21 protein-coding genes are annotated in these 21,451 nt (G+C 67.4%); 11 read left to right on the top strand and 10 right to left on the bottom strand.

What is annotated here, in order from left to right:
• Positions 1 to 29 precede the first annotated feature (29 nt).
• Both ABKF58_RS01970 and ABKF58_RS01965 read right to left on the bottom strand, forming a co-directional pair.
• A complete protein-coding gene (locus ABKF58_RS01970) occupies positions 30 to 689 on the bottom strand; it encodes a DJ-1/PfpI family protein (protein ID WP_482583219.1) in 660 nt (219 codons plus the stop codon).
• Between the two features lie 197 nt (positions 690 to 886).
• Positions 887 to 1,474: an arylesterase gene (locus ABKF58_RS01965; protein ID WP_482583218.1), complete on the bottom strand. Its 588-nt coding sequence runs from the start codon at positions 1,472 to 1,474 to the stop codon at positions 887 to 889.
• Here ABKF58_RS01965 and ABKF58_RS01960 point away from each other — a divergent pair.
• The 4 genes from ABKF58_RS01960 to ABKF58_RS01945 all read left to right on the top strand — a co-directional run bounded on the left by ABKF58_RS01960 (position 1,473) and on the right by ABKF58_RS01945 (position 5,964).
• Entirely contained in the window at positions 1,473 to 2,168 is a 696-nt protein-coding gene (locus ABKF58_RS01960) for an ABC transporter ATP-binding protein (RefSeq protein ID WP_014086047.1), read from the top strand. The two genes, ABKF58_RS01965 and ABKF58_RS01960, sit on opposite strands and share 2 nt — an antisense overlap.
• Complete coding sequence (locus ABKF58_RS01955; protein ID WP_482583217.1) at positions 2,165 to 4,651, top strand: ABC transporter permease; 2,487 nt, start codon at positions 2,165 to 2,167, stop codon at positions 4,649 to 4,651. The genes ABKF58_RS01960 and ABKF58_RS01955 overlap by 4 nt, the downstream gene beginning before the upstream one ends.
• An 88-nt stretch (positions 4,652 to 4,739) precedes the next feature.
• A complete protein-coding gene (locus ABKF58_RS01950) occupies positions 4,740 to 5,267 on the top strand; it encodes a DUF2946 family protein (RefSeq protein ID WP_482583216.1) in 528 nt (175 codons plus the stop codon).
• Positions 5,268 to 5,457: 190 nt separating this feature from the next.
• Entirely contained in the window at positions 5,458 to 5,964 is a 507-nt protein-coding gene (locus ABKF58_RS01945) for a DUF1993 domain-containing protein (protein ID WP_482583215.1), read from the top strand.
• Between the two features lie 153 nt (positions 5,965 to 6,117).
• On the opposite strand, the gene ABKF58_RS01940 is transcribed toward ABKF58_RS01945, so the two are convergent.
• The 5 genes from ABKF58_RS01940 to ABKF58_RS01920 form a co-directional block, all read right to left on the bottom strand.
• Positions 6,118 to 6,441 carry a YdbL family probable chaperone protein gene (locus tag ABKF58_RS01940; protein ID WP_008953343.1) on the bottom strand — a complete coding sequence of 108 codons (324 nt, stop codon included), beginning with the start codon at positions 6,439 to 6,441 and terminating at the stop codon, positions 6,118 to 6,120.
• A 9-nt stretch (positions 6,442 to 6,450) separates the two neighbouring features.
• The gene (locus ABKF58_RS01935) at positions 6,451 to 6,630 is read right to left on the bottom strand and encodes a YnbE family lipoprotein (RefSeq protein ID WP_008953342.1); all 180 of its coding nucleotides are present in this window, start codon (positions 6,628 to 6,630) and stop codon (positions 6,451 to 6,453) included.
• A gap of 21 nt (positions 6,631 to 6,651) precedes the next feature.
• A complete protein-coding gene (locus tag ABKF58_RS01930; RefSeq protein WP_482583214.1) occupies positions 6,652 to 9,282 on the bottom strand; it encodes an intermembrane phospholipid transport YdbH family protein in 2,631 nt (876 codons plus the stop codon).
• Between the two features lie 161 nt (positions 9,283 to 9,443).
• Positions 9,444 to 9,941: a hypothetical protein gene (locus ABKF58_RS01925; protein WP_482583213.1), complete on the bottom strand. Its 498-nt coding sequence runs from the start codon at positions 9,939 to 9,941 to the stop codon at positions 9,444 to 9,446.
• A 164-nt stretch (positions 9,942 to 10,105) separates the two neighbouring features.
• A complete protein-coding gene (locus ABKF58_RS01920; RefSeq protein ID WP_482583212.1) occupies positions 10,106 to 10,858 on the bottom strand; it encodes a 2-keto-4-pentenoate hydratase in 753 nt (250 codons plus the stop codon).
• A gap of 193 nt (positions 10,859 to 11,051) precedes the next feature.
• Here ABKF58_RS01920 and mltG point away from each other — a divergent pair, with 193 nt between their 5' ends.
• The 6 genes from mltG to ABKF58_RS01890 all read left to right on the top strand — a co-directional run bounded on the left by mltG (position 11,052) and on the right by ABKF58_RS01890 (position 15,972).
• Positions 11,052 to 12,047, top strand: coding sequence for an endolytic transglycosylase MltG (mltG, locus tag ABKF58_RS01915; protein WP_482583211.1), 996 nt, complete (start codon positions 11,052 to 11,054; stop codon positions 12,045 to 12,047).
• Positions 12,047 to 12,673 (top strand): dTMP kinase, encoded by a 627-nt coding sequence (tmk, locus tag ABKF58_RS01910; protein ID WP_482583210.1) that lies wholly within the window; start codon positions 12,047 to 12,049, stop codon positions 12,671 to 12,673. The genes mltG and tmk overlap by 1 nt, the downstream gene beginning before the upstream one ends.
• Positions 12,673 to 13,680, top strand: a complete 1,008-nt coding sequence (locus ABKF58_RS01905) for a DNA polymerase III subunit delta' (protein ID WP_482583209.1) — start codon at positions 12,673 to 12,675, stop codon at positions 13,678 to 13,680. The genes tmk and ABKF58_RS01905 overlap by 1 nt, the downstream gene beginning before the upstream one ends.
• A 25-nt stretch (positions 13,681 to 13,705) precedes the next feature.
• Positions 13,706 to 14,086 (top strand): PilZ domain-containing protein, encoded by a 381-nt coding sequence (locus ABKF58_RS01900; protein WP_008953335.1) that lies wholly within the window; start codon positions 13,706 to 13,708, stop codon positions 14,084 to 14,086.
• A 159-nt stretch (positions 14,087 to 14,245) separates the two neighbouring features.
• Positions 14,246 to 15,019, top strand: a complete 774-nt coding sequence (locus ABKF58_RS01895; RefSeq protein ID WP_482583208.1) for a TatD family hydrolase — start codon at positions 14,246 to 14,248, stop codon at positions 15,017 to 15,019.
• Between the two features lie 176 nt (positions 15,020 to 15,195).
• Positions 15,196 to 15,972, top strand: coding sequence for an MBL fold metallo-hydrolase (locus ABKF58_RS01890; RefSeq protein WP_008953333.1), 777 nt, complete (start codon positions 15,196 to 15,198; stop codon positions 15,970 to 15,972).
• A gap of 58 nt (positions 15,973 to 16,030) precedes the next feature.
• On the opposite strand, the gene ABKF58_RS01885 is transcribed toward ABKF58_RS01890, so the two are convergent.
• The 3 genes from ABKF58_RS01885 to ppsR form a co-directional block, all read right to left on the bottom strand.
• Entirely contained in the window at positions 16,031 to 16,336 is a 306-nt protein-coding gene (locus tag ABKF58_RS01885; RefSeq protein WP_482583207.1) for a chorismate mutase, read from the bottom strand.
• Positions 16,337 to 16,455: 119 nt separating this feature from the next.
• Entirely contained in the window at positions 16,456 to 17,478 is a 1,023-nt protein-coding gene (trpS, locus tag ABKF58_RS01880) for a tryptophan--tRNA ligase (RefSeq protein WP_482583206.1), read from the bottom strand.
• Positions 17,479 to 17,901: 423 nt separating this feature from the next.
• Positions 17,902 to 18,723, bottom strand: a complete 822-nt coding sequence (gene ppsR / locus ABKF58_RS01875) for a posphoenolpyruvate synthetase regulatory kinase/phosphorylase PpsR (protein WP_482583205.1) — start codon at positions 18,721 to 18,723, stop codon at positions 17,902 to 17,904.
• Positions 18,724 to 19,046: 323 nt separating this feature from the next.
• On the opposite strand from ppsR, the gene ppsA reads away from it, so the two are divergent.
• The gene (gene ppsA, locus ABKF58_RS01870; RefSeq protein WP_014086061.1) at positions 19,047 to 21,434 is read left to right on the top strand and encodes a phosphoenolpyruvate synthase; all 2,388 of its coding nucleotides are present in this window, start codon (positions 19,047 to 19,049) and stop codon (positions 21,432 to 21,434) included.
• Positions 21,435 to 21,451: the final 17 nt, after the last annotated feature.

Genomic DNA, 21,451 nt, shown 5'->3' with positions numbered 1-21,451 from the left:
TGCGGTGCCGTGCGCGTGGACGCCCCGCCTCAGGGCGCGCCCAGCACGGCGGCGAATTGCGCCAGCCAGGCGGGATGGGCCGGCCAGGCCGGCGCGGTGACCAGGCGGCCGTCGGTGACGGCGGCGGTCATGGCGATCTCCATGTACTCCGCCCCAGCCAGCCGCACTTCCGGGGCGCAGGCCGGGTAGGCCGACACCTTGCGGCCGCGGATGACGTCGGCGGCGGCGAGCAGCTGCGCGCCGTGGCAGATGGCGGCGATCGGTTTGCCGGTGTCGGCGAAGTGGCGTACCAGGCGCAGCACCTGGGCGTCCAGGCGCAGGTATTCCGGGGCGCGGCCGCCGGGCACCAGCAGGGCCTGGTAGTTTGTGGCGTCGATCTGCTCGAAGCTGGCGTTGAGGGTGAAGTTGTGCCCCGGTTTCTCCGAGTAGGTCTGCGCGCCTTCGAAGTCGTGGATCGCGGTCTTGACCTGCTCGCCGGCCTGTTTGCCGGGGCAGACCGCATCGACGGTGTAGCCCATCGCCTGCAGGGCCTGGAACGGGACCATCAGTTCGTAGTCTTCGACGTAGTCGCCGCAGATGATCAGGATGCGCTGTGCCATGTAGTTCTCCTTGGTGAGTGCCGCTCGGGCTTCTTCACTGTAGAAGGTAAAGTGCTGCGCCGGATAGTCGGCGTGGCGGGGCGTCTTCACGGGACAGGTTGGCCGAAGACAGGCTCAGAACCTGTTCACGATCTTGCTGCGCATCCCTGATCGGGGCTCATGTGCACTGCGTGCCAATCTTCGATTGGCTCAGCGATCGGGAATCCTCATGTACTCCAGTACATTCTGGTTCCTGCGCTGCTCTTCACCCCACTGAGGGCTGCTCGCGACAGATCGTGAACAGGTTCTCAGGACAGCGGCAGCTTGGCTCGCACCGTTTCCATCATGCGCGGCTGCACCTCGGCACGCGGGTGGATGCCGTCGGGCTGGAACTTGCTGGGATCGGCCTCGAAGTCGGTCATCAGGCGCGGGACGTAGTGCAGCCGGTATTTCCTGGCGAGCGTCTCGTAGACGGCGTGGAACTCGGCTCCGTATTTCGGGCCATAGTTGGGGGGCAGGGTCAGGCCGACCAGCAGCACCTGCGCCTTGCCCTGCCCGGCGAGACGGATCATCTGTTCCAGGTTGTGCTGCATCGCGTCCAGCGGCAGGCCCCTGAGGCCATCGTTGCCGCCCAGTTCCAGCACCACCACGTCGGGGCGGTGGCGCTTGAGCGCGGCGGGCAGACGCGACAGGCCGCCGGCGGTGGTTTCGCCCGACATACTGGCATTGATCACGCGATGGCGCGGTGCCAGACTGTGTTCCAGCAGTGTCACCCAGCCCTGACCGGGGGAGAGGCCGTAGCCGGCCGACAGGCTGTCGCCGAATACCAGTACCGTCGCCGCCTGCACCGGCAGGGCCATCAACAACAATGCGATCAGACGCAGATAACTGAACATGCTCACATCCATCGATGACAAGGCGGTTTTGTCCGCCGTGGGGATCGCCAAGCAGGTGGAGTTTCACGGCGAATCGCTGTCCATCCTGCGCTCTGCCAGTCTGACCCTGTACGAGGGCGAAAGTGTCGCCATCGTCGGGGCGTCCGGCTCCGGCAAGTCGACCCTGCTGTCGCTCCTGGCCGGGCTCGATCACCCGTCGGCTGGCGAGGTGGCGCTGTTCGGGCAATCGCTGACCCAGTTGTCCGAGGACGATCGCGCGCGTCTGCGCCGCGACAAGGTCGGCTTCGTGTTCCAGAACTTCCAGCTTATGCCACAACTCACCGCGCTGGAAAACGTCATGCTGCCGCTCGAACTGGCCGGCCGGCGCGATGCGCGCGAGGCGGCCCGCGCCATGCTGGAGCGGGTCGGCCTGGGGCAGCGCCTGCAGCATTATCCGCGCCATCTTTCCGGCGGCGAGCAGCAACGCGTGGCGCTGGCACGCGCCTTCGTCATCGAGCCCCTGCTGCTGTTCGCCGACGAGCCGACCGGCAACCTCGACCCGGCCACCGGGCGCCAGATCATCGACCTGTTGTTCCAGCTCAACGCCGAGCAGGGCACGGCGCTGGTGCTGGTGACGCACGACAGCGAACTGGCCGGGCGCTGCGACGCCATCTACCGGCTGGTGGACGGCAAACTCAACGGAGCCGGGCGATGACGTTCTGGGGGCGCTGCCTGCTGGCCTGGCGCTTCACCCGTCGCGAACTGGTGGCGGGCGAGCTGACCGTCCTCGGTCTGGCGCTACTGGTGGCGGTGGCGGCGATGAGCAGCGTGGCCTTCTTCTCTGACCGCGTCGAGCGCGCGCTCACCGACCACGCCAGCCAGTTGCTGGCGGCGGATCTGGTGCTCAACAGCCCGGAGCCGGCGCCGGCGGCGATCCGTGCCGAGGCACAGCGGCGCGGGCTGACGCAGGCCGAAAACATCAGCTTCCCCTCGATGGTGTTCGCCAACGGCCGGGCGGCGCTCGCCACCTACAAGGCGGTCACCGATCGCTACCCGCTGCGCGGCGAGGTCAGCGTCAGGTTGGCCGAAGGCGGGGTGAGAAGCGGGGCATTGCACCCGCTGCCGGGTACCGCCTGGGCCGATGCGCGCCTGATCAGCCGGCTCAAGCTCAAGCTGGGCGATGCGCTCGAGGTGGGCAACACGCGGCTGACGCTGGCGGGCGAGATCCTGCGCGAGCCGGACGGCACGCTCGACCTCTACAACTTCGTGCCGCGGCTGATGTTCAACCGCGCCGATCTCGCCGCCACCGGGCTGGTACAGCCGGGCAGCCGCCTGCGCTGGCGGCTGATGCTGGCCGGCGACAGCGCGGCCGTGGCCGGCTTCCGGGTCTGGCTCGAACCACAGCTGAAAAGCGGCATGCGCCTGGAGAGCGTCGAGGAGGCACGCCCCGAGATTCGCACCGCCCTGGAGCGAGCGCGCCGCTTCCTCGGCCTGACTGCCATGCTGACGGTGGCCCTGGCCGCCGCCGCGGTGGGCATGGCGGTGCGCCGTTACCTGGCGCGGCACTGGCAGCCGGTGGCGGTACTGCGCTGCCTGGGGCTCAGCGCCAACGAAGTATGGGGCTTGTTTGCCGGGCTGTTCCTGTTGCTGGGGCTGCTGGCCGGTGGGCTCGGCACGCTGGCCGGCTACGCCTTGCAAAGCGGGCTGATGCAGTTGGCCCAGCAGTGGGTCGGCGGCTTGCTGCCGGCCCCCGGACGGCTGCCGTGGCTGAGCGGGCCGCTGTCGGCGCTGGTGTTGCTGCTCGGGCTCGCCTTGCCGCCGCTCTTGAGCTTGCGCCGGGTGCCGCCGCTGGCGGTGCTGCGCGACGAGCTGCGTCCCTCGCCGTCGGGACGGCTCGCGCCGCTGGCGGCGGTGGCGGCGCTGCTGGCCCTGACGGCGTGGCAGGTGGGGGATCTGACGCTGGCCGGCTGGTTGTTCGGCGGCCTCGCCGGCTTTCTCGCCGCGGTGGCGCTGGTGGCGTTCGTCGCGGTATGGCTGATGCGCCGCCTGCCCACCGGCGTGGGCGTCGGCTGGCGTTTCGGCATCGCCAACATGGCGCGCCGGCCGTGGCTGGCGGTGATCCAGATCGTGGCGTTGTCGGTCGGGTTGATGGCGCTGCTGACGCTGACGGTGGTGCGTGGCGACCTGATCGCCGCCTGGCAACGGAGCGTGCCGGCGGATGCCCCCAACAAGTTCGCCATCAACGTCCAGCCGGCGCAGATCGAACCGTTCAGGAGCGCCTTCGTCGGCCACGCCTTGCCGGCGCCGGAACTAGCGCCGATGGTGCGGGCACGGCTCAGCGCCATCAACGACCGGCCGGTACGGCCGTCGTCCTACGCCTCGGAGCGGGCACAGCGCCTGGCCGAGCGCGAGTTCAACCTGTCCTGGCGCGCCACCTTGCCCAGCGGCAACCGTGTCAGTGCCGGGGAATGGTGGGGCGCGCGTGCGGCACCGCAGTTTTCGGTCGAGCAGGGTCTGGCCGAGACCCTGGGCATCCGCCTGGGCGACACGCTCACCTTCACCCTGGGCGGCAGCCCGTACTCGGCCCGCGTCACCAGCCTGCGCAAGGTGTCGTGGGACAGCTTCCGCGTAAATTTCTTCGTGGTGGCGCCGCCCGCCTGGTTTGCCGACCAGCCGGCCAGCTACATCACCAGCTTCCGCCTGGCCCCCGCCGACGAGGACTTCGTCAACCAGCTGGTGGCGCAGTTTCCCAACGTCACCGTGATCGACGTCAGTGCCATCCTCGCCGAGGTGCGCGCCATGGTCGACCAGCTGTCGCGCGCGATCGAGGCCCTGTTCGTGCTGGCGCTGGCCGCCGGCGTGCTGGTGCTGTGGGCGGCGCTGGCCTCGACCCGCGACGAGCGGCTGTTCGACGTCGGCCTGATGCGGGCGCTGGGGGCCTCGCGGCGCCAGGTCCGCAGCGTGGTGCTGGCCGAGCTGATGTGGCTGGGGGCCCTGACCGGGCTGATGGCGGCGCTGGGCGCGACGGCGATCGGCGCCATCGCCGCGGTGAAGCTGTTCAACCTGCCGCTGTTCGTCAACCCCTGGCTGTTGCCGCTCGGGGTGATCAGCGGCATGCTGGTGGTCGGCCTGGCCGGCTGGCCGCTGGTGCGGCGGGTGACGCGCAGCGCGCCGGCGGCGGTGTTGCGTGCGCTGTGAGCAAGAAGGTTGGCCGAAGCCGGTTCGCAAGCCATAAATCAGAAGAGGCCCGTTTTCCGCAAAGGGGGCAGGGCGAGGAGGAGCAGGAATGGATGCTGCGGTAGTGGCGGGAATGGCCAAGTGGCCCAACGTCCCGGCCGTCTATGGCTGGCTCAGGCTCGATGCGCGCGGCCAGTGGTGGCTGCGCGAGGAAAGGCTCGAGCACGCCGTGATGGCCGAATTCTTCAACCGTAACTACAGCCGGGACGCGCACGGCCGCTATTACGTGCAGAACGGTCCGCAGAAGGTGTACGTCGCGCTCGACAAGGCCCCGTTCGTGGCGCGGCTCGAGGGCGAAGGCTGGCGCACCGTGCCTTATACCGAAGACGACCGCTCGCGCACCGTCTACCTGACCCCGGGCGGCGAACTCTACCTGGAAATCGGCGGCGAGCTGGCGCTGGTGGACGACCGCGACCTGCCGGCCATCTGCAGCGCCTTTCCGGCGGATTGGGATGGCTCCACCACGCGCCTGCCCGCCTCACTCAAGGTGGCGGGGCAGGTGCTGCCGCTGGTGGTGATCGAGCCCGCCGCGCTGCTGGCGCGCTATGGTGTCGACTGCCACCCCGCCGCGCGCTAGCGACGGGGTTTCCTCGTCTCCTGTTCCCGGACCCCGGCGAGCCGGGGTGCGTTGCGGTAGGCGAACGTTGCCCGGAGCGGGTTATCGGCTATCGTGAAGTGACTGCCGCCGCGGTCTGTCCCTGACGGTCACCCCGGCGCTTGCCCGCGCCGACTTCTCCCTCGGTCCCCTCATCATCAGGAGCCTGTCCATGTCGCTTTCCATGTATCAAGCCTCGATCCCGGTCCTCATCCGTGGCATCACCAACCTCGCCGCCATCCTCGACAAGGCCGCCGCGCACGCAGCGGCGAAGAACATCGCGCCGGAGGTCTTGCTCAACGCCGGGCTCGCCCCCGATATGTTCCCGCTGGTGCGCCAGGTGCAAAGTGTGTCCGACACCGCCAAGGGGTGCGGTGCGCGCCTCGCCGGGGTCGAGGTGCCGAGTTTCGCCGACACCGAAACCAGCTTCGCCGAACTGGGAGAGCGCCTCGCCAAGACGGTGGCGTTCTTGCAAACCCTGAAGCCGGAACAGGTCGACGGCAGCGAGGAACGGCCGATCACCCTCAAGGTGCGCAGCCAGGAAATCCATTTCACGGGCCAGAACTATCTGCTGGGGTTCGCCCTGCCCAACTTCTATTTTCACTTCACCATCGCTTACGGCATTTTGCGGCACAACGGTGTCGACATCGGCAAGGCGGATTATCTGGGCAGCGTCTGAGGCTGTTTTAAGGCAGAGTACGGGCGCTGCCGGAGGCGTGCCAGTGAGCAGCCTGCAGCCGCGCGGCTCTCTGCCCTGAAGCATCGAGGGGCATTGGTACGGCCCGCCGGGCGTCATCCGTCCGGCGGGCCGTGTGCTTGATCGCGGTTACCGCTACTTCTTGACCCACTGGCCGTCCGCGGAGCGGACGTAGGCCCCCGGCGCGGCCTTCTCGATGGCTTTCTGGCCGGCCAGGGCCGCCACCTGGTCCAGGGTGGCGCCGTTCTTCTTGGCGATGGCGTCGTAGGCGGCGCGCCGCTTGGCGTTGATGTCCGCGGCCAGTTCCACCGCCTGCGGCGTGGCCTTGACCACGCCCAGGTAGCCGTTGGGCTGCTCCCCGACCAGCCCCTGCGACTTGGCGCCATCCAGATCCAGTGCCATGGCCAGTGTGCTGCAGACGAGCAGCAGCAGCGCCATCCCTCGTATCGTCGTCTTCATGGCGTGCTCCTAGAACAATGCGCTGTCTTCGCTGATGAGTTTATCGACATCCTTTTCCACCTTGAGGCGAATTTCGTGATCAATCTTCACGTTCAGATTGATCGTGATCGGTTCCTTGGGGGCCTCCAGTGCGACCCGGGGGGTACACGCGGCCAGGGGCAGCAGGGCCAGCAGCCAAACGGGGTTCATGATGAGTCCTCCAACGTCATGTCAGTGAGAACTCTCCGCCGGCTTTCGGTTCAATACCCGGCGGGAGAGTTCATCGCCGATACGCAGGCTGCGTAACAGCTCGAACAGATTTTCCCGATGCGTATAGTTTAGTACGACTGGTTGGCCATTTTGTTGCGGGTTCTGTCCCTTGATGGTCACCGCCGCGTCGAGCCAGCCGTCCGGCGGCATGTCCAGGCAGGCCTGGAAATCGTTGATCGCCAGATGGCCCAGCGTGTCCAGCGCCAGTTGCACCGCGCGGTTGGACTGGCCCATGGCGCCGACGCCGGCGGAGGGCTGGACCTTGAGCTCCAGTGGGCCTTCATTGCGGATCAGGCCCCCCTGCAGCGCCAGGGAATCTTTCATCAGCTGCAGCGGCAGCACCCCGCCCACGCGGCCGGCGAGTTGCACGGTCGGCTCCGGATCGTTTTGCAGGGCGGCCACCTCGGCCAGGTCGATGTGGCTCACCGTCACCGGCTGATACTGCGGCGAGGGCCATTGCAGGCTGGCGGCGTTCATCTGCCCGCCCAGTACCTCGGCGTGGACATCGGCGAGCTGCCAGGTGTTGAGGTCGGATTGCGCCGTGAGGCGGACGTTGCGCACGCGCGTGCCGAGGTCGAGTTCGGCCAGCGTGATCGGGCCGGCGCTGGCCAGCTTCAGGCCCGCCTGACCGAATGCGACATGCGCGCTGCCGCTGCCCCCCGTCGCCTGGATGCCGCCCCAGTCGAGCGCGACCCCGGAGGCCGCGAGCGTGCCTTGCAGCTGTCCGCTCCCCAGCCACTGCCAGCGTCCCTGGCCGGTGACACGACCTTGTTGCAGGGTGACCCCAAGGCCGCGACTCATGGCGGGCGACAACGGCGTGCTCAGTTCCAGCGTGCCTTGCACGCCGGTTTTCTTGCCTTGGGCAAGGCGCGTAGCGCTCACGGTAAGGGTGGATTGCCATGCCGGGATGCGCAGGCTGGCGCGGCCCTGCAGCCCGGCCGCGCTGAGTTGCCCGTCGAGCGGCGGCAGGGTTCCGCGCGTTGCCACGACGCCGTCGGCCTGCAGCCGCAACTCGCCGAAGACGCCTTGTGGGGATAAGCGCAGCGGCGTGCTGGCGCTGACGGCGATCGGTTTGACCAGGGTGCTGCCGATCAGCCCCTTGGCAAGCGTGACGCGGCTGCCACTATCCAGAAACCACTGGCCCTGTTGGCCGTGCCAGGGCAGGACCAACTTCAGCTCGCCGCCCTGGGTGTAGAACGGCAGCCGCGAGAGGCCATCCAGCGTACCTTGCCAGCGCTCTCGTTCGTAGCCGACCTGGAGAGTGCCCTGGAGCGGGAACTGGCCATAGTGGCCATCGAACTCGACCGGCGCCGCCCAGCGCGGCGGGCGCAGGCTGGCCACAGGCACGCGCAGCGCCAGCTTGAGGTCGGGCCGGCTCAGCGTGAGGCGGGCGGGAGCGCCGCTCAAGCCGCCGGCATCGATACGGCCCTGCCATGTCCCCGCGAGGTCGACGCCGGCGCTGTTGCCGATGAGGTCGAGCCGTCCTTGCCAGTCCCACTGGGCTTGCTGCCAGGACAGGCGGCTGTCGACAGTGTTGACGCGCAGATTCTGGTACTGCACTTCGGCGGTGATGGCGCTGTCGCCGCGCGCGGCCAGCGGCACGGTGAGGGGGCGGGGCCAGCTCAGGCGCAGCGCCCCAGGCAGCCGCAAGCTTGCCGGCAGCAGCTCCAACTGTTGCCGGCTCCAGCGCAGGGGCACCTCGCCGGCCAGGGCGGGGCCGGTGAGCGTCAGTCGGCCCGGGCCGTGTGCCGCCCCGGCTCCGGCGGTATCGAGTTCGAGGCGTACCTTGCCTTGCGGACCGCTCGCCAGCAGGTCCAGATGCAGCGACTGCACCCCTTGCAGATCGCCACTGGCGTGCAGTCCTTGCCGGGCTTGCAGGCTCCAGTCCGCACCGAGTGCCAGCGGTGCGCCCAGTTCGGCGTCGAGTTGCCAGCGCCGGGCGGCGAGGCGGGCCGATAGCGCCGCGTCGGCGCGTCGGGCCTGACCGGCATAACCCAGCTGCCGACCCTGAGCCTGCAATGATCCTTCCAGACGCTGTTCCTGCCACACGCCCTGGCCGGATACGGCCAGCGTGCCCAGTACCGGCGAGGAGAGGTCGGCTGGCTGTATCTGTCCTTGCAGCGTCCAGCGCCCGGAGCCGCGCTCGTAGAGCGCACGGGCCTGGCTGTGACGGAACTGCACCTGCGCCTGCCAGCGTTGCGCGCGCTGGCTCACCTTCACCGCTAGTGGCGGCAGGCCGGGCAGGACGAGGGCGTCGATGGCGAGGTCGAGCGGCGGCGTCCAGGGAGGCGGCGCCGGCTCCTGGAATGGTCCGGTGGCGCAGCGCGGCAGGCTCATACGGCTGACATGGAGCGTGAGCGGATACCAGCGCGTGACCCGCAGGCGTTCGCCCTGGGCCTGGACGCAGCCATTTTGCAGCCGCTGCCAGCCGGTCAGTTCCAGCCCGTCCTGCCAGCCCACTTGCTGGGCGCGCACGCCGAGGGCATAGACGGCCGCCGCCACCGCCAGCAGGAGGCCGAGCGGGAGCAGCGCCAGCACGATCAGCCAGCGATAGCGGTGCAAAGAAGATGTCAGTCCAGAACCAATGCCCATGTACCGCCCATCCGTTGCGGGGTTGGCGAGGGTGAAGAAATTTGAGGCGAGCCGATGCTCACCCTGCTTTTGATGATATACGCGTGGCGACGGTCTGTTGCGTGATTGAGGCCCCATGACTCCGCCACGCCGTTGGGGGGCAGGAGCGGGCGGCGGCCGGCTCAGGCGGCGGTGCCGGAATGCCGCGCGCGCCAACGGCAAACCCCCACCAGCACGCTGCCGAAGACCAGGTGGGTGAGCAGCGTCACGCCGCCGCGCGAGGCCGAGAACCAGGGAAAGAGCGTGGTGAAACCGTACAGGTTGACGCCATAGATGAGCGCTCCGTAGCCGGCGCCGGCAAGGAGCTCGACACCCGCCCGCCGGCGTCCGGCCAGCAGGCTTACCGGTGCCGCGTAGGCGATGGACAGGGCGAAGTGGATCAGCGTCGCCAGCAGCCACACGTCCCCGTGCCACGCAGGCACCGGGGTGAGCACGCTCACTCCCATGACGATGGCAGCCGTCAGGCGCGCGTCGCGCAGCAAGGTCGCCAGCAGGGGGACCGACGTCAGCCACCACAGTGCCAGCTGCGCCGCGGTGGCGACGCTGCCGGCCACGAGGCCGGCGAGCACCGCCGTGGCGGGCCACGTCCGATGACGACGGGGTGGATGGTGGTGCTGCATGTCCCTCTTTTCCTCGTCTTGGTCGTTCCTGGCGGCCGTCGCAGGAGGCAAACCGGGATGACGGCTCCGTCCCGGGAGGCGAGGGAGGAGACGGTTTCGACGTCGGACGGGCGTCGACCGTCGGCCGAAATCCGTATCCAGCCCCTTCCTTGCCTACGATGGGCTTAGCCGATGCGCGCCTCGGCGCTGCCGACGCCGACGAAGTCGACGAAGTCGACACGGACCGTGACCGGCAGCCCCACCGGGTGCATGCCGTTCCAGGCGCCAGTCGCCACGATGTCTCCCGCCTGCGCCCCGCCGACGTGGTCGATCCACCACGGCAGGCAGAAGAACAGGTCGTCGAGCGGCGGGCGGCCTTGTGTTTCGGCGCGCACTCCGCCGTTGGCCGAAACACGCACGGTGAGCGCGGCAAAATCCAGTTCGCGCCACTGCGGTATGGCGTCGCCGACGATCAGGCCGCCATTCACCAGGTTGTCGGCCAGGCTCCACAGCGGACCGGCCACCTTGGGGGCGGCCAGCCGGGTGTCGATCAGTTCGATGGCAACGTGGACGCTGGCGATCGCGTCGAGAATCTCGTCGCGGGTGTAGCGCGTGGCACGTGGCGGCAGGTCGCGGCCGAAGCGCACCGCGATTTCGGCCTCGATCCCCAGGCCAAGAAACGAGGCGGCGGGCAAGTGGGTGCCAGAGGCGGCGATGCGGTGCGGAAAGATCGGCGCGGCGGTGGGTTCGGCCTCGCGCGTCGGGGCGCCTACTTTCCATGCCGTGGGGCGGGCTTGGCCGACCAGGGTCTGCCAGATCGCCCGTTGCGTGGCGTAAGCCTGTTCGCGGCTGGCGGGGCCGGCGTCGGCGGCCACCGTCACGGCGCGATGCTCGCGGTAGGCCTGGAGCAGGGGAGCGGCGAATGTCGTGGTATCCATGCCCGGTATCATAGCGCGGCGGCGGCTGGCGCGGGTCGCCGCGAGGCGTTGCCGAGGGGACGAACTTGCCGCCCCCGGCCCGGTCCCATTCGGGTTCGCGGCGAAACGTGCGCAAGAGGCGGCATGGTATGATTGATGCTTTGCCAAACCTGCCGGACCCGCCGCCGGCCAGTCCATCCAACTTGATCTGAACATGATGCACAAGTTTTTCTTCCGCATGACTGCCACCCTGGCGGCACTGCTCGCGCTGTGGCTCGCCTGGGTGGTGGCCGTGCCGGTTCCGCTGCCCAAGGCGCCCTATAGTATCGCCGTCGGCGCCAACCGCACGCTGGGCCAGGTGGCGCGCGCGCTGGACCAGGACGGCATGATCCGCAACCGCTGGGTGATGGTGGCGCTGATGCGCATCAGCGGCACCGATCGCAAGGTGAAGGCCGGCCTGTACGAATTTTCCCGCCCGGTGGCGATGTGGGAAGTGCTGCGCCGCTTCGCCCAGGGCAATCCGGACCAGGCCAGCGTGACGGCGATCGAGGGCTGGACCTTCCGCCAGTTCCGCCTGGCCCTGGCCAGCGAGCCCGACCTGCAGCACGTCACCGCCAGCTGGAGCGACGAGCAGATCCTGCGCGAAATCGGCGCCAGCGAGGCTCATCCGGAAGGCCTGTTCTTCCCCAGCACCTATTTCTACGTCCCGGGCTCGAGCGATCTCGAGGTCTACCGCCGCGCCTACCGCACCATGCAGCAGCAGCTGGAGAGTATCTGGCTGGCGCGCCGTCCCGACCTGCCGTACGCCTCGCCCTACGAGCTGCTGATCATGGCGAGCCTGGTGGAGAAGGAAACCTCGCGCGAGAGCGACCGGGCGCAGGTGGCGGCGGTGTTCCTCAACCGCCTCAGGATCGGCATGCGCCTGCAGACCGACCCGGCGGTGATCTACGGCATGGGGGCCAGCTACCAGGGCAACATCGGCAAGGCCGGTCTGCGCCGCGACACCCCGTACAACACTTACACCCGCTCCGGCCTGACGCCGACGCCGATCGCGCTGCCGGGGCGCGCCGCGCTCGACGCCGCGGCGCATCCGGCGGACACGCGCGCGCTGTACTTCGTCGCGCGCGGCGACGGCACCACGCATTTCTCCGAAACCCTGGACGAACACAACGGCGCGGTGCGCCAATTCATCCTGAAGAAAGGCTCCTGATGCGGCGCGGAACATTCATCACGCTGGAAGGCGTGGACGGGGCCGGCAAGAGCACCCAGCTCGCGGCGGTGCGCGACTGGTTGGCCGAACAGGGCATCGACGCCGTGTTCACGCGCGAGCCCGGCGGCACGGTGCTGGGCGAGAAGCTGCGCGAACTCTTGCTGGCGGTGGACACCGAGGTGACGCTGGAGACCGAGACGCTGCTGATGTTCGCCGCGCGCCAGGAACACATCGCGCGCGTGATCGAACCGGCGCTGGCCGCCGGCCGCTGGGTGGTGTCCGACCGCTTCACCGACGCCACCTTCGCCTACCAGGGCGGCGGGCGCGGGCTGCCGTTCGCACGCATCGAGGCGCTGGAAGACTGGGTGCAGCAGGGGCTGCAGCCGGACCTGACGCTGCTGTTCGACGTGCCGCTCGACATCGCCGCCCGGCGCATGGCCGGTGGCGAGCGCGTGCTCGACCGTTTCGAGCAGGAGGCGGCCGATTTCCACGCCCGCGTGCGCGCGGCCTACCTGCAGCGTGCTTCGGCCAACCCGCGTATCGCGGTGGTCGACGCCAACCGTTCCCCCGAACAGGTGCGCGCCGAGGTCATGCGCCGCCTCGACGCCGTGCGGGAGCGCCGCTGATGCTCTATCCCTGGCAAGCCGCCGACTGGCAGCGCCTCAACCGCGAACGCGAGCGCCTGCCCAACGCCTGGCTGTTCACTGGCCCCAGCGGCATCGGCAAGCGGGCTTTCGCCGAACATTTGGCGGCCTCGTTGCTGTGCGAGGCGCCGCGCCCCGACCACGCTGCCTGCGGCCAGTGCGAGGCCTGCCGCTGGTTCGCCCACGGCAGCCACCCGGACTTCCGTCGTCTCACCCCGCTGGGCGACGACGAGGACGAGGCGAAGGAGGGCAGCAAGCCGACACGCAAGCTGCCGGTGATCAAGATCGAGGCGGTGCGCGAGGTGATCGATTTCGCCCACCTCACGGCACACCGTGCCGGACGGCGCATCGTGCTGGTGGAGCCGGCCGAGGCGCTCAATCCGGCGGCGGCCAACGCGCTCCTGAAGATCCTCGAGGAGCCGCCCGCCGAGGTGCTGTTCCTGTTGGTGGCGCACGCCCCGCAGCGGCTGCTACCGACCATCAAGAGCCGCTGCCGCGCTTTTCCGCTGACGGCGCCGACGCAAGGGGAGGCACTGGCCTGGCTGGACGCCGCCGGGGTGGACAACGCCCGCACCGAGCTGGCGCACCACGGCGGCACGCCGCTGTTCGAGCACGACGCGGCGCTGGCCAAGCTGCGCCAGCAGTTTCTCGACGGCCTGGCGCGGCCGACGCTGGCCGACGCCATTTCGCTCGCCGAGCAGATCGACCGCCACAAGCTGCCGCTGGCGCTGCCGCTGGAGTGGCTGCAGAAGTGGCTGCACGATCTGGCCGGTTTGAGGCTGGCGGGCCAACTCCGCTATTATCCCGATCATCAGGCGGCACTGCAGGCCCTGGCCGAGCGTGCCGATCTCGCCTTGCTGATGGGCTGCTACCAGAGCCTGATTCAGCTGGCCCCGTTCGGTCAGCACACGCTGAACGTACGCTTGCAGCTCGAAGCGCTGTTGATGGACTATCTGAACGTGTTCGCGGCCCGCACGGCCGCGCGCTGAAACCACTGCAAGGAAAGCCCGGCGCATGGAACTGGAGAAAGAGAACGTCGTTACCCGCCCGGACGGCAACCGCCCCGGCGTCATGTCGCTGCACATCAAGGAGCGCGGCGCGCTCTACGCCGCCTACATGCCCTTCCTGCGCAACGGCGGCATCTTCATCCCCACCGGCAAGGCGCTGGCGTTGGGCGAGGAGGTGTTCCTGCTGCTGACGCTGATGGACGACCCGCAGAAGGTGGCGGTGCAAGGCAAGGTGGTGTGGATCACCCCGGCCGGCGCCAACAACAGCCTGGCCCAGGGCGTCGGCGTCGAGTTCGCCGGCAGCGACGAGGGGCGCCAGGCGCGTAGCAAGATCGAGGCCTTGCTGGGCGGTGTGCTCAACTCCACCCGTCCCACCCATACCATGTAAGAACCTGTTCCCGATCTTGCTGCGCGTCCCTGATCGGGGCTCATGCGCTGCTCTTCACCCCGCTGAAGGCCGCTCGCGACAGATCGTGAACAGGTTCGAAGCGGCCCATGCCGCCGAGAGAACATAAGCGCCCGCCGTGCGGGCGCGCAGGATGCAACCATGCTTGTCGATTCGCACTGCCACATCAATTTTCCCGACCTCGCCGCGCGCCTGCCCGAGGTGCTGGCCAACATGCGCCACAACGGCGTCAGCCACGCCCTGGTGATCGGCGTCAGTCGTCCCAAGTACCCCGAGGTGCTGGCGCTGGCCGAGGCGCACGACAACCTGTACGCCACCGTCGGCGTGCACCCGGACGACCCGGACGCCGAGGAGTACAGCGAGGACGAACTGGTCGCGCACGCCGCCCACCCCAAGGTGGTCGGCATCGGCGAGACCGGGCTCGATTACCACTGGTGCCAGGGCGACCTTACCTGGCAGCACGAGCGCTTCCGCACCCACATCCGCGCCGCGCGCCGCGTCGGCCTGCCGCTGGTGATCCACACCCGCGAATCGGCCGCCGACACCGTGAAGCTGATGCGCGAGGAGAACGCCGGCGAGGCGGGCGGGGTGATGCACTGCTTCACCGAGAGCTGGGAGGTGGCGCAGCAGGCGCTCGACCTGGGCTTCTACATCTCGCTGTCCGGCATCGTCACCTTCAAGAACGCGCTGCAGGTGAAGGAGGTGGCGCAGAAGGTGCCGCTCGACCGCTTGCTGGTGGAAACCGATTCGCCCTACCTCGCGCCGGTGCCGTTTCGCGGCAAGACCAATGAACCGGCGTACGTGAAGCATGTCGCAGAACATATCGCCGAACTGCGCGGGCTGAGCTTCGAGGCGGTGGCCCAAGCCACCACCGACAATTTCTTCCGCCTGTTCGCCAAGATTCCGCGGCCGTGACCCGGTGCCTGACCGGCCCCGGCCTTCGGCCAACCCTTTGACCAGTGATTCCAGGAAACCGTCGAAACGAGACAACGCCGCCCGGCAGGACGGGGTTCTACAAAGCTGAGGCGCTGGCAAAAGAACGCCGCCGCTGTTGTCGTTTCTAGGTGGTACTGGAATGAAAGCGAGTAGTCGTGTCGAGTGTCGAACTGACCGTCCTCGGCTGCGGGTCCAGCTCCGGAACCCCGGCCATCGGCTGTGATTGCCCCACCTGCACCTCGCCGGACCCGAGGAACCGGCGCAGCCGCGCCAGCGCCTACCTGCGTGTCGGCGACACCGCTTTCCTGATCGACACCGGGCCGGACTTGCGTCACCAGGCGCTGCGCGAGGGCATCACCCGGGTCGACGCGGTGCTGTACACCCATCCGCATGCCGATCATCTGAACGGCATCGACGACCTGCGCGCCTTCTGCTACGTGAAAAAAGGGGCAATCACGCTGTTCGGCAACAGCTTCACGCTGGCCAACGTTCGTTCCCGCTTCGACTACGCGCTGCACGCGCCATCCAAGGCCTGGGACAAGCCGGTGCTGCTGACCGAGGAGGTGGGCGGCCCGTTCGGGTTCGGCGGCGTGACGGTGACGCCGATCCCGCTGATGCATGGCAGCTGGCCCTGCCTGGGCTGGCGCATCGGCGACGTGGCCTGGCTCACCGACCTGTCGGACATCCCCGAGCACAGCCTGGAGAAGCTGCAGGGGCTCGAGGTGCTGTTCCTCGACTGCCTGCGACGCGAGCCGTACCCCTCGCACTTGTGCGTGGCCGACTCGCTGCGCTGGGCCGAGCGCATCGGCGCCCGCCGCACCATCCTGATCCACATGACGCACGGCCTCGAATACCACGCGCTGTCGGCGGAGTGCCCGCCGGGGGTGGAAGTGGGCTACGACGGACTGAAGGTCAGCGTGCCGCTGGCTTGATCCTCTGCCCTGAAACGCTTCGGCCAACCTTCCCGCTTGGCCGAAGCGTTTGGGGGCCTCACTGCGGCGTCTGTCGCGCCTGGTACAGCTTCATCTCGCTCGTGACGAAGTGCCCGATCAGGGTGCGGTACACCGCCGCGGTGAGCTCCGGGTCGGAGCCCAACTCGCCCGCCAGCCGCGTCACGCGGCGTATCACCTGATCGACACGCTTGCCGCCCTCGACCTCGGCCGTGCTGTGCTTGAAGCCTGCCGCTTGCTGCACGTACAGTCCGCGCTCGGCGATCAACGCCACCAGCGCCTGGTCGATGCGGTCGATCTGCTCGCGCACCTCGTCCAGGTTCTGGCATTGGTAGATGAAATCCATGGCTACTCTCCTTCGATGTGAGTGTTTCGGCGCCGCCGCGACACCTTCCTTGAGAGGGGCTGTGGCCCGGCCCGGTATCGCTGCCGGTGCGACCGCCGCCAGTCGTGCGGCGCTCGGGGTCAGTAGTAATTCAACCCCATCGCCCCCTTGACCTCGGCGAGCGTCACGGCCGCCACCTCGCGCGCCTTGCCGGTGCCTTCCTTCAGCAGGGCGAGCACCGCCGCCGGATCGCGGGCGTATTCCTCGCGGCGGCGGCGGATCGGTTTCAGCAGCGCCTGCAGCTTGTCTTCCAGCCGCGCCTTGAGCACCGAGTCGCCCAGCCCGCCGCGGCGGTAGTGCGCCTTCAGCTCGGCCACGGCCGCGGCGTCGTCGTCGAAGGCGTCGAGATAGCTGAACACCACGTTGCCCTCGACCTCGCCCGGATCGTCGACACGCAGGTGGTTGGGGTCGGTGTACATCATCTTCACCGCCTGGCGGATCTCGTCCGGGCTCGCCGACAGCGCCAGCGCGTTGCCGAGCGACTTCGACATCTTCGCCTTGCCGTCGATGCCCGGCAGCCGTGCGCCGTGCTCCGGCACCACGGCGCGCGTCTCCACCAGCAGCTCCTGGCCGACGCTGGCGTTGAAGCGGCGCACGATCTCGTTGGTCTGTTCGATCATCGGCACCTGGTCGGCGCCCACCGGCACCACGGTGGCCTTGAACGCAGTGATATCGGCCGCCTGGGCAGCGGGGTAGGTCAGGAAGCCGGCCGGGATGTCGCGCTCGAAGCCGCGCTGCTTGATCTCGTCCTTGATGGTCGGGTTGCGCTCCAGCCGTGCCACCGTCACCAGGTTGAGGTAGTAGGACGCCAGTTCGGACAGTTCCGGCACCAGGCTCTGGATGAAGATGGTGCTCTTGGCGGGGTCGATGCCGACGGCGAGGTAGTCGAGCGCCACCTGCAGCACGTTGTCGCGCACCTTGAGGTAGTTGCCCATGTTGTCGGTCAGCGCCTGGGCGTCGGCCAGCAGCAGGAACTGGGTGCAATGCTCCTGCAGCAGGACGCGGTTACGCAGCGAGCCGACGTAATGACCCAGGTGCAACGGGCCGGTAGTACGGTCGCCGGTGAGGATGACGTCGTTCGGGCTGATGCTGTCGAGATTCATGCTGTGCTCCACTAGGGTTCAGGGAGACTGCCAGCAAGGAGGGGTGGAAAACGAAAACCCCGGAGCGCCTGCTGGCAGCTCCGGGGTTTTCGGGTGTACGCAACCGCGGTGCCGCCTAGGACAGGCGCCACCAACCAAACGAGAAAGCGATTGCGAACGAGGTATTCATGTTTTTCATCAAACCATGCACTCGGCGGCGGAGTCAAGTCGGATGTATCACGGGCCTTTTCAGTCGGTGGGCGGGCCAAAGCAGGTTGAATGTCGACGGGGTGCTGGAACCGGAGTCTACCTGAAGTACATGAGGATTCCGCAGCGTTTTGAGCAAATCGCTGCGTGCCAATCTTCGATTGGTTCAGCGATAGATTGGCACTCAGTCCTGCCGGCATTCGAGATGCGAAGGCGCAGCCGCCTAGTGGGTAGGCTCTAGAACCGTCGCGCCAGGGTGGCCTTGTGCATGATGGTCGAGGCGATCTCCTCGATCGACTTGTGCGTGGTGCTGATGAACGGGATGGCGTGGTGACGGAACATCGATTCCGCCTCGTTCACCTCGGAGCGGCAGTTCTCGATGCTAGCGTACTTGGAGTCGGGGCGGCGCTCGGAGCGGATGTGGTGCAGGCGCGCCGGGTCGATGGTCAGGCCGAAAATCTTCTGGCGGAACGGCAGCAGCATCTTGGGCAGCGTCGGGCTGCCCAGGTCTTCCGGGGTCAACGGGTAGTTGGCCGCCTTGATGCCGTACTGCAGCGCGAGATACAGGCAGGTCGGGGTCTTGCCCGAGCGCGACACGCCGACCAGGATCACGTCGGCCTCGTGCAGGTCCTTCAGCTTCACCCCGTCGTCGTGGTTGAGCGAGTAGTTCACCGCCTCGATGCGGTGATCGTACTGCGACTCGTTCATCATGCCGTGCGCCTTGCCCACCGACAGCGTGGCCTTCTGGTGCAGTTCCGCCTCCAGTTCGCCGATGAAGGCCTCGAAAAAGTCGATCACCAGCGCATGGTCGACGCGCAGCGCCTGGCGCACCTCGGCGTTGACGATGCTGGTGAACACCACCGGCTTCTGGTGATCGTCGGCGGTGCGCTGGCGGATCATCTCGGCCACTTCCTGTGCCTTTTCCACCGTGTCGACGAAGGGGATGGTCTCGCGCTTGAATTCGATGGTGTCAAACTGCGTCAGCAAGGTGTTGCCCAGGGCCTCGGCGGTGATGCCGGTGCGGTCGGAAACGAAAATGGCGGAGCGGAGGTGTGGCATGAATGCACCTGTCGAAAAAAATGGCGGAGAGTCGTGGGGCGATTATACCCGTCCGGCCGCCGCCGTCAGCGTTCTCACCGCGCAGCCCGGCGGCAAGGGGGCTAATCTCCCGCCCCGTTTGGCTTTACAGTAGTGTTAACACTACATGACAAAAGGCTTTTTCCCGCCGGGCGGGGGCGATGGTGCCAGAACGGCGGGATGGAAGTCCTTGATTAAGGGCAAATCCTTACCTTGTGCAATGCAAAAGACGCTACGCAAGCCGGGCGTTAATCGGCTAGAATGCGGCTTTCTATCGTCTCCAATCCAATACAGGAAGTGAAGTGATGGCAGAGAACTACGTCATCTGGTTCGAGAAGCTGCGCATGACCGACGTTGAACAGGTAGGTGGCAAGAATGCCTCCCTGGGCGAAATGATCAGTCAGCTGGCTAACTCGGGTGTCCGTGTACCCGGCGGTTTCGCCACGACGGCGGATGCCTATCGTGATTTCCTGCAGCACAATGGCCTGGCCGAGCGCATCAGCGCCGCGCTGGCCAAGCTGGATATCGACGACGTGACCGAACTGGCCCGCGTCGGCAAGGAAATCCGCCAGTGGATTATCGATACCCCGTTCCCCGCCAAGCTTGATGCCGACATCAAGGAAGCCTGGGACAAGATGGTGGCCGATTCCGGCGGCGCCGACATCTCGGTAGCCGTGCGCTCCTCCGCCACCGCGGAAGACCTGCCGGACGCCTCGTTCGCCGGTCAACAGGAAACCTTCCTGAACATCCGTGGCCTGGACAACGTCAAGGAAGCCATGAAGCACGTCTTCGCTTCCCTGTACAACGACCGCGCCATCTCCTACCGCGTGCACAAGGGCTTCGCCCATGACGTAGTGGCTCTGTCGGCCGGCGTGCAGCGTATGGTGCGTTCCGACTCCGGCGCCGCCGGCGTGATGTTCACCATCGATACCGAATCCGGTTTCGAAGACGTGGTCTTCATCACCGCTTCCTACGGCCTCGGCGAGACCGTGGTGCAAGGCGCCGTGAACCCGGACGAATTCTACGTTCACAAGCCGACCCTGAAGGCTGGCCGTCCGGCCATCCTGCGCAAGACCCTGGGCTCCAAGCTGATCAAGATGGAGTTCACCGACGCCTCGCAAGCCGGCCGTTCGGTCAAGACCGTCAACGTCGAACCGGCGCTGTGCAAGCAGTTCTCCATCAGCGACGCCGAAGTGGAAGAGCTGGCCCAGTACGCGCTGATCATCGAGAAGCACTACGGCCGCCCGATGGATATCGAGTGGGGCCGTGACGGCACCGACGGCAAGCTGTACATCCTGCAGGCCCGTCCGGAAACCGTGAAGTCGCAGGAAGACCGCAAGGACACCCTGCGCCGCTTCCGCCTGAAGACCAAGTCCACCGTGCTGTGCGAAGGCCGCGCCATCGGCCAGAAGATCGGCCAGGGCACCGTGCGCCTGATCAAAGACGCGTCCGAAATGGACACCGTCAAGGCCGGCGACGTGCTGGTGACCGACATGACCGACCCGGATTGGGAACCGGTGATGAAGCGTGCCGCCGCCATCGTGACCAACCGTGGCGGCCGTACCTGCCACGCCGCGATCATCGCGCGCGAACTGGGCATTCCGGCCGTGGTCGGCTGTGGCGATGCCACCGACGTGCTGCGTGACGGCATGCAGGTGACTGTGTCCTGCGCCGAAGGCGACACCGGCAACATCTATGATGGCCTGCTCGAAGTCGAGATCATCGACCTGGAACTGGACAAGATGCCGGAATCCCCGGTCAAGATCATGATGAACGTCGGCAACCCGGAACTGGCCTTCGACTTCGCGCAGCTGCCGAACGAAGGTGTGGGCCTGGCGCGCATGGAGTTCGTGATCAACCGTCAGATCGGCATCCACCCGAAAGCGCTGCTTGAGTTCGACACGCTGCCGGCCGAGCTGAAAGCCACCATCACCGACCGCATCGCCGGTTACAAGAGCCCGGTCGACTTCTACGTCGACAAGATCGCCGAAGGCGTGTCGACGCTGGCGGCCGCGTTCTACCCGAAAAAGGTCATCGTGCGCATGTCCGACTTCAAGTCGAACGAGTACGCCAACCTGATCGGCGGCCAGATGTACGAGCCGCACGAAGAGAACCCGATGCTGGGCTTCCGTGGTGCTGCGCGCTATGTGGCCGAATCGTTCCGCGACTGCTTCGAGCTGGAATGCCGCGCCATCAAGAAAGTGCGCGACGTGATGGGCCTCACCAACGTGGAAGTGATGATCCCGTTCGTGCGCACCCTGGCCGAAGCTGAAAAAGTGATCGAGATCCTGGCCGCCAACGGCCTGAAGCGTGGCGACAACGGCCTGCGCCTGATCATGATGTGCGAACTGCCGACCAACGCGGTACTGGCCGAGCGCTTCCTGGAGCACTTCGACGGTTTCTCCATCGGCTCCAACGACATGACTCAGCTCACCCTGGGCGTGGACCGCGACTCCGGCGGCCCGATCGCCTCGACCTTCGACGAGCGCAACGACGCTGTGAAGGCCATGCTGCACATGGCGATCCAGGCTTGCCGTAAGCTGAACAAGTACGTCGGCATCTGCGGCCAGGGCCCGTCCGATCATCCGGACTTCGCCAAGTGGCTGGTGGAAGAGGGCATCGAGACCATCTCGCTGAACCCGGACACCGTGGTCGAGACCTGGATTTACCTGGCCAAGGAACTGAACGCTTGATCGCTCACAAGCGCTGA

The organism is Pseudogulbenkiania sp. AW2-16 (assembly GCF_056824575.1).
The sequence above is the reverse complement of the archived record's forward strand: the minus strand, read 5'-3'. Positions and strand labels throughout refer to the sequence as shown.

Bases quoted from the DNA above. Each gene is read 5' to 3' on its own strand.
- ABKF58_RS01960 (WP_014086047.1), top strand. From the start codon at position 1,473: ATGCTCACATCCATCGATGACAAGGCGGTTTTGTCCGCCGTGGGGATC.
- ABKF58_RS01925 (WP_482583213.1), bottom strand. From the start codon at position 9,941: ATGCAGCACCACCATCCACCCCGTCGTCATCGGACGTGGCCCGCCACG.
- ABKF58_RS01930 (WP_482583214.1), bottom strand. From the start codon at position 9,282: ATGGGCATTGGTTCTGGACTGACATCTTCTTTGCACCGCTATCGCTGG.
- ABKF58_RS01955 (WP_482583217.1), top strand. From the start codon at position 2,165: ATGACGTTCTGGGGGCGCTGCCTGCTGGCCTGGCGCTTCACCCGTCGC.
- ABKF58_RS01900 (WP_008953335.1), top strand. From the start codon at position 13,706: ATGGAACTGGAGAAAGAGAACGTCGTTACCCGCCCGGACGGCAACCGC.
- ppsR (WP_482583205.1), bottom strand. From the start codon at position 18,723: ATGCCACACCTCCGCTCCGCCATTTTCGTTTCCGACCGCACCGGCATC.
- ABKF58_RS01945 (WP_482583215.1), top strand. From the start codon at position 5,458: ATGTCGCTTTCCATGTATCAAGCCTCGATCCCGGTCCTCATCCGTGGC.
- trpS (WP_482583206.1), bottom strand. From the start codon at position 17,478: ATGAATCTCGACAGCATCAGCCCGAACGACGTCATCCTCACCGGCGAC.
- ABKF58_RS01940 (WP_008953343.1), bottom strand. From the start codon at position 6,441: ATGAAGACGACGATACGAGGGATGGCGCTGCTGCTGCTCGTCTGCAGC.
- ABKF58_RS01935 (WP_008953342.1), bottom strand. From the start codon at position 6,630: ATGAACCCCGTTTGGCTGCTGGCCCTGCTGCCCCTGGCCGCGTGTACC.
- ABKF58_RS01885 (WP_482583207.1), bottom strand. From the start codon at position 16,336: ATGGATTTCATCTACCAATGCCAGAACCTGGACGAGGTGCGCGAGCAG.
- mltG (WP_482583211.1), top strand. From the start codon at position 11,052: ATGATGCACAAGTTTTTCTTCCGCATGACTGCCACCCTGGCGGCACTG.
- ABKF58_RS01905 (WP_482583209.1), top strand. From the start codon at position 12,673: ATGCTCTATCCCTGGCAAGCCGCCGACTGGCAGCGCCTCAACCGCGAA.
- tmk (WP_482583210.1), top strand. From the start codon at position 12,047: ATGCGGCGCGGAACATTCATCACGCTGGAAGGCGTGGACGGGGCCGGC.
- ABKF58_RS01920 (WP_482583212.1), bottom strand. From the start codon at position 10,858: ATGGATACCACGACATTCGCCGCTCCCCTGCTCCAGGCCTACCGCGAG.
- ppsA (WP_014086061.1), top strand. From the start codon at position 19,047: ATGGCAGAGAACTACGTCATCTGGTTCGAGAAGCTGCGCATGACCGAC.
- ABKF58_RS01950 (WP_482583216.1), top strand. From the start codon at position 4,740: ATGGATGCTGCGGTAGTGGCGGGAATGGCCAAGTGGCCCAACGTCCCG.
- ABKF58_RS01895 (WP_482583208.1), top strand. From the start codon at position 14,246: ATGCTTGTCGATTCGCACTGCCACATCAATTTTCCCGACCTCGCCGCG.
- ABKF58_RS01965 (WP_482583218.1), bottom strand. From the start codon at position 1,474: ATGTTCAGTTATCTGCGTCTGATCGCATTGTTGTTGATGGCCCTGCCG.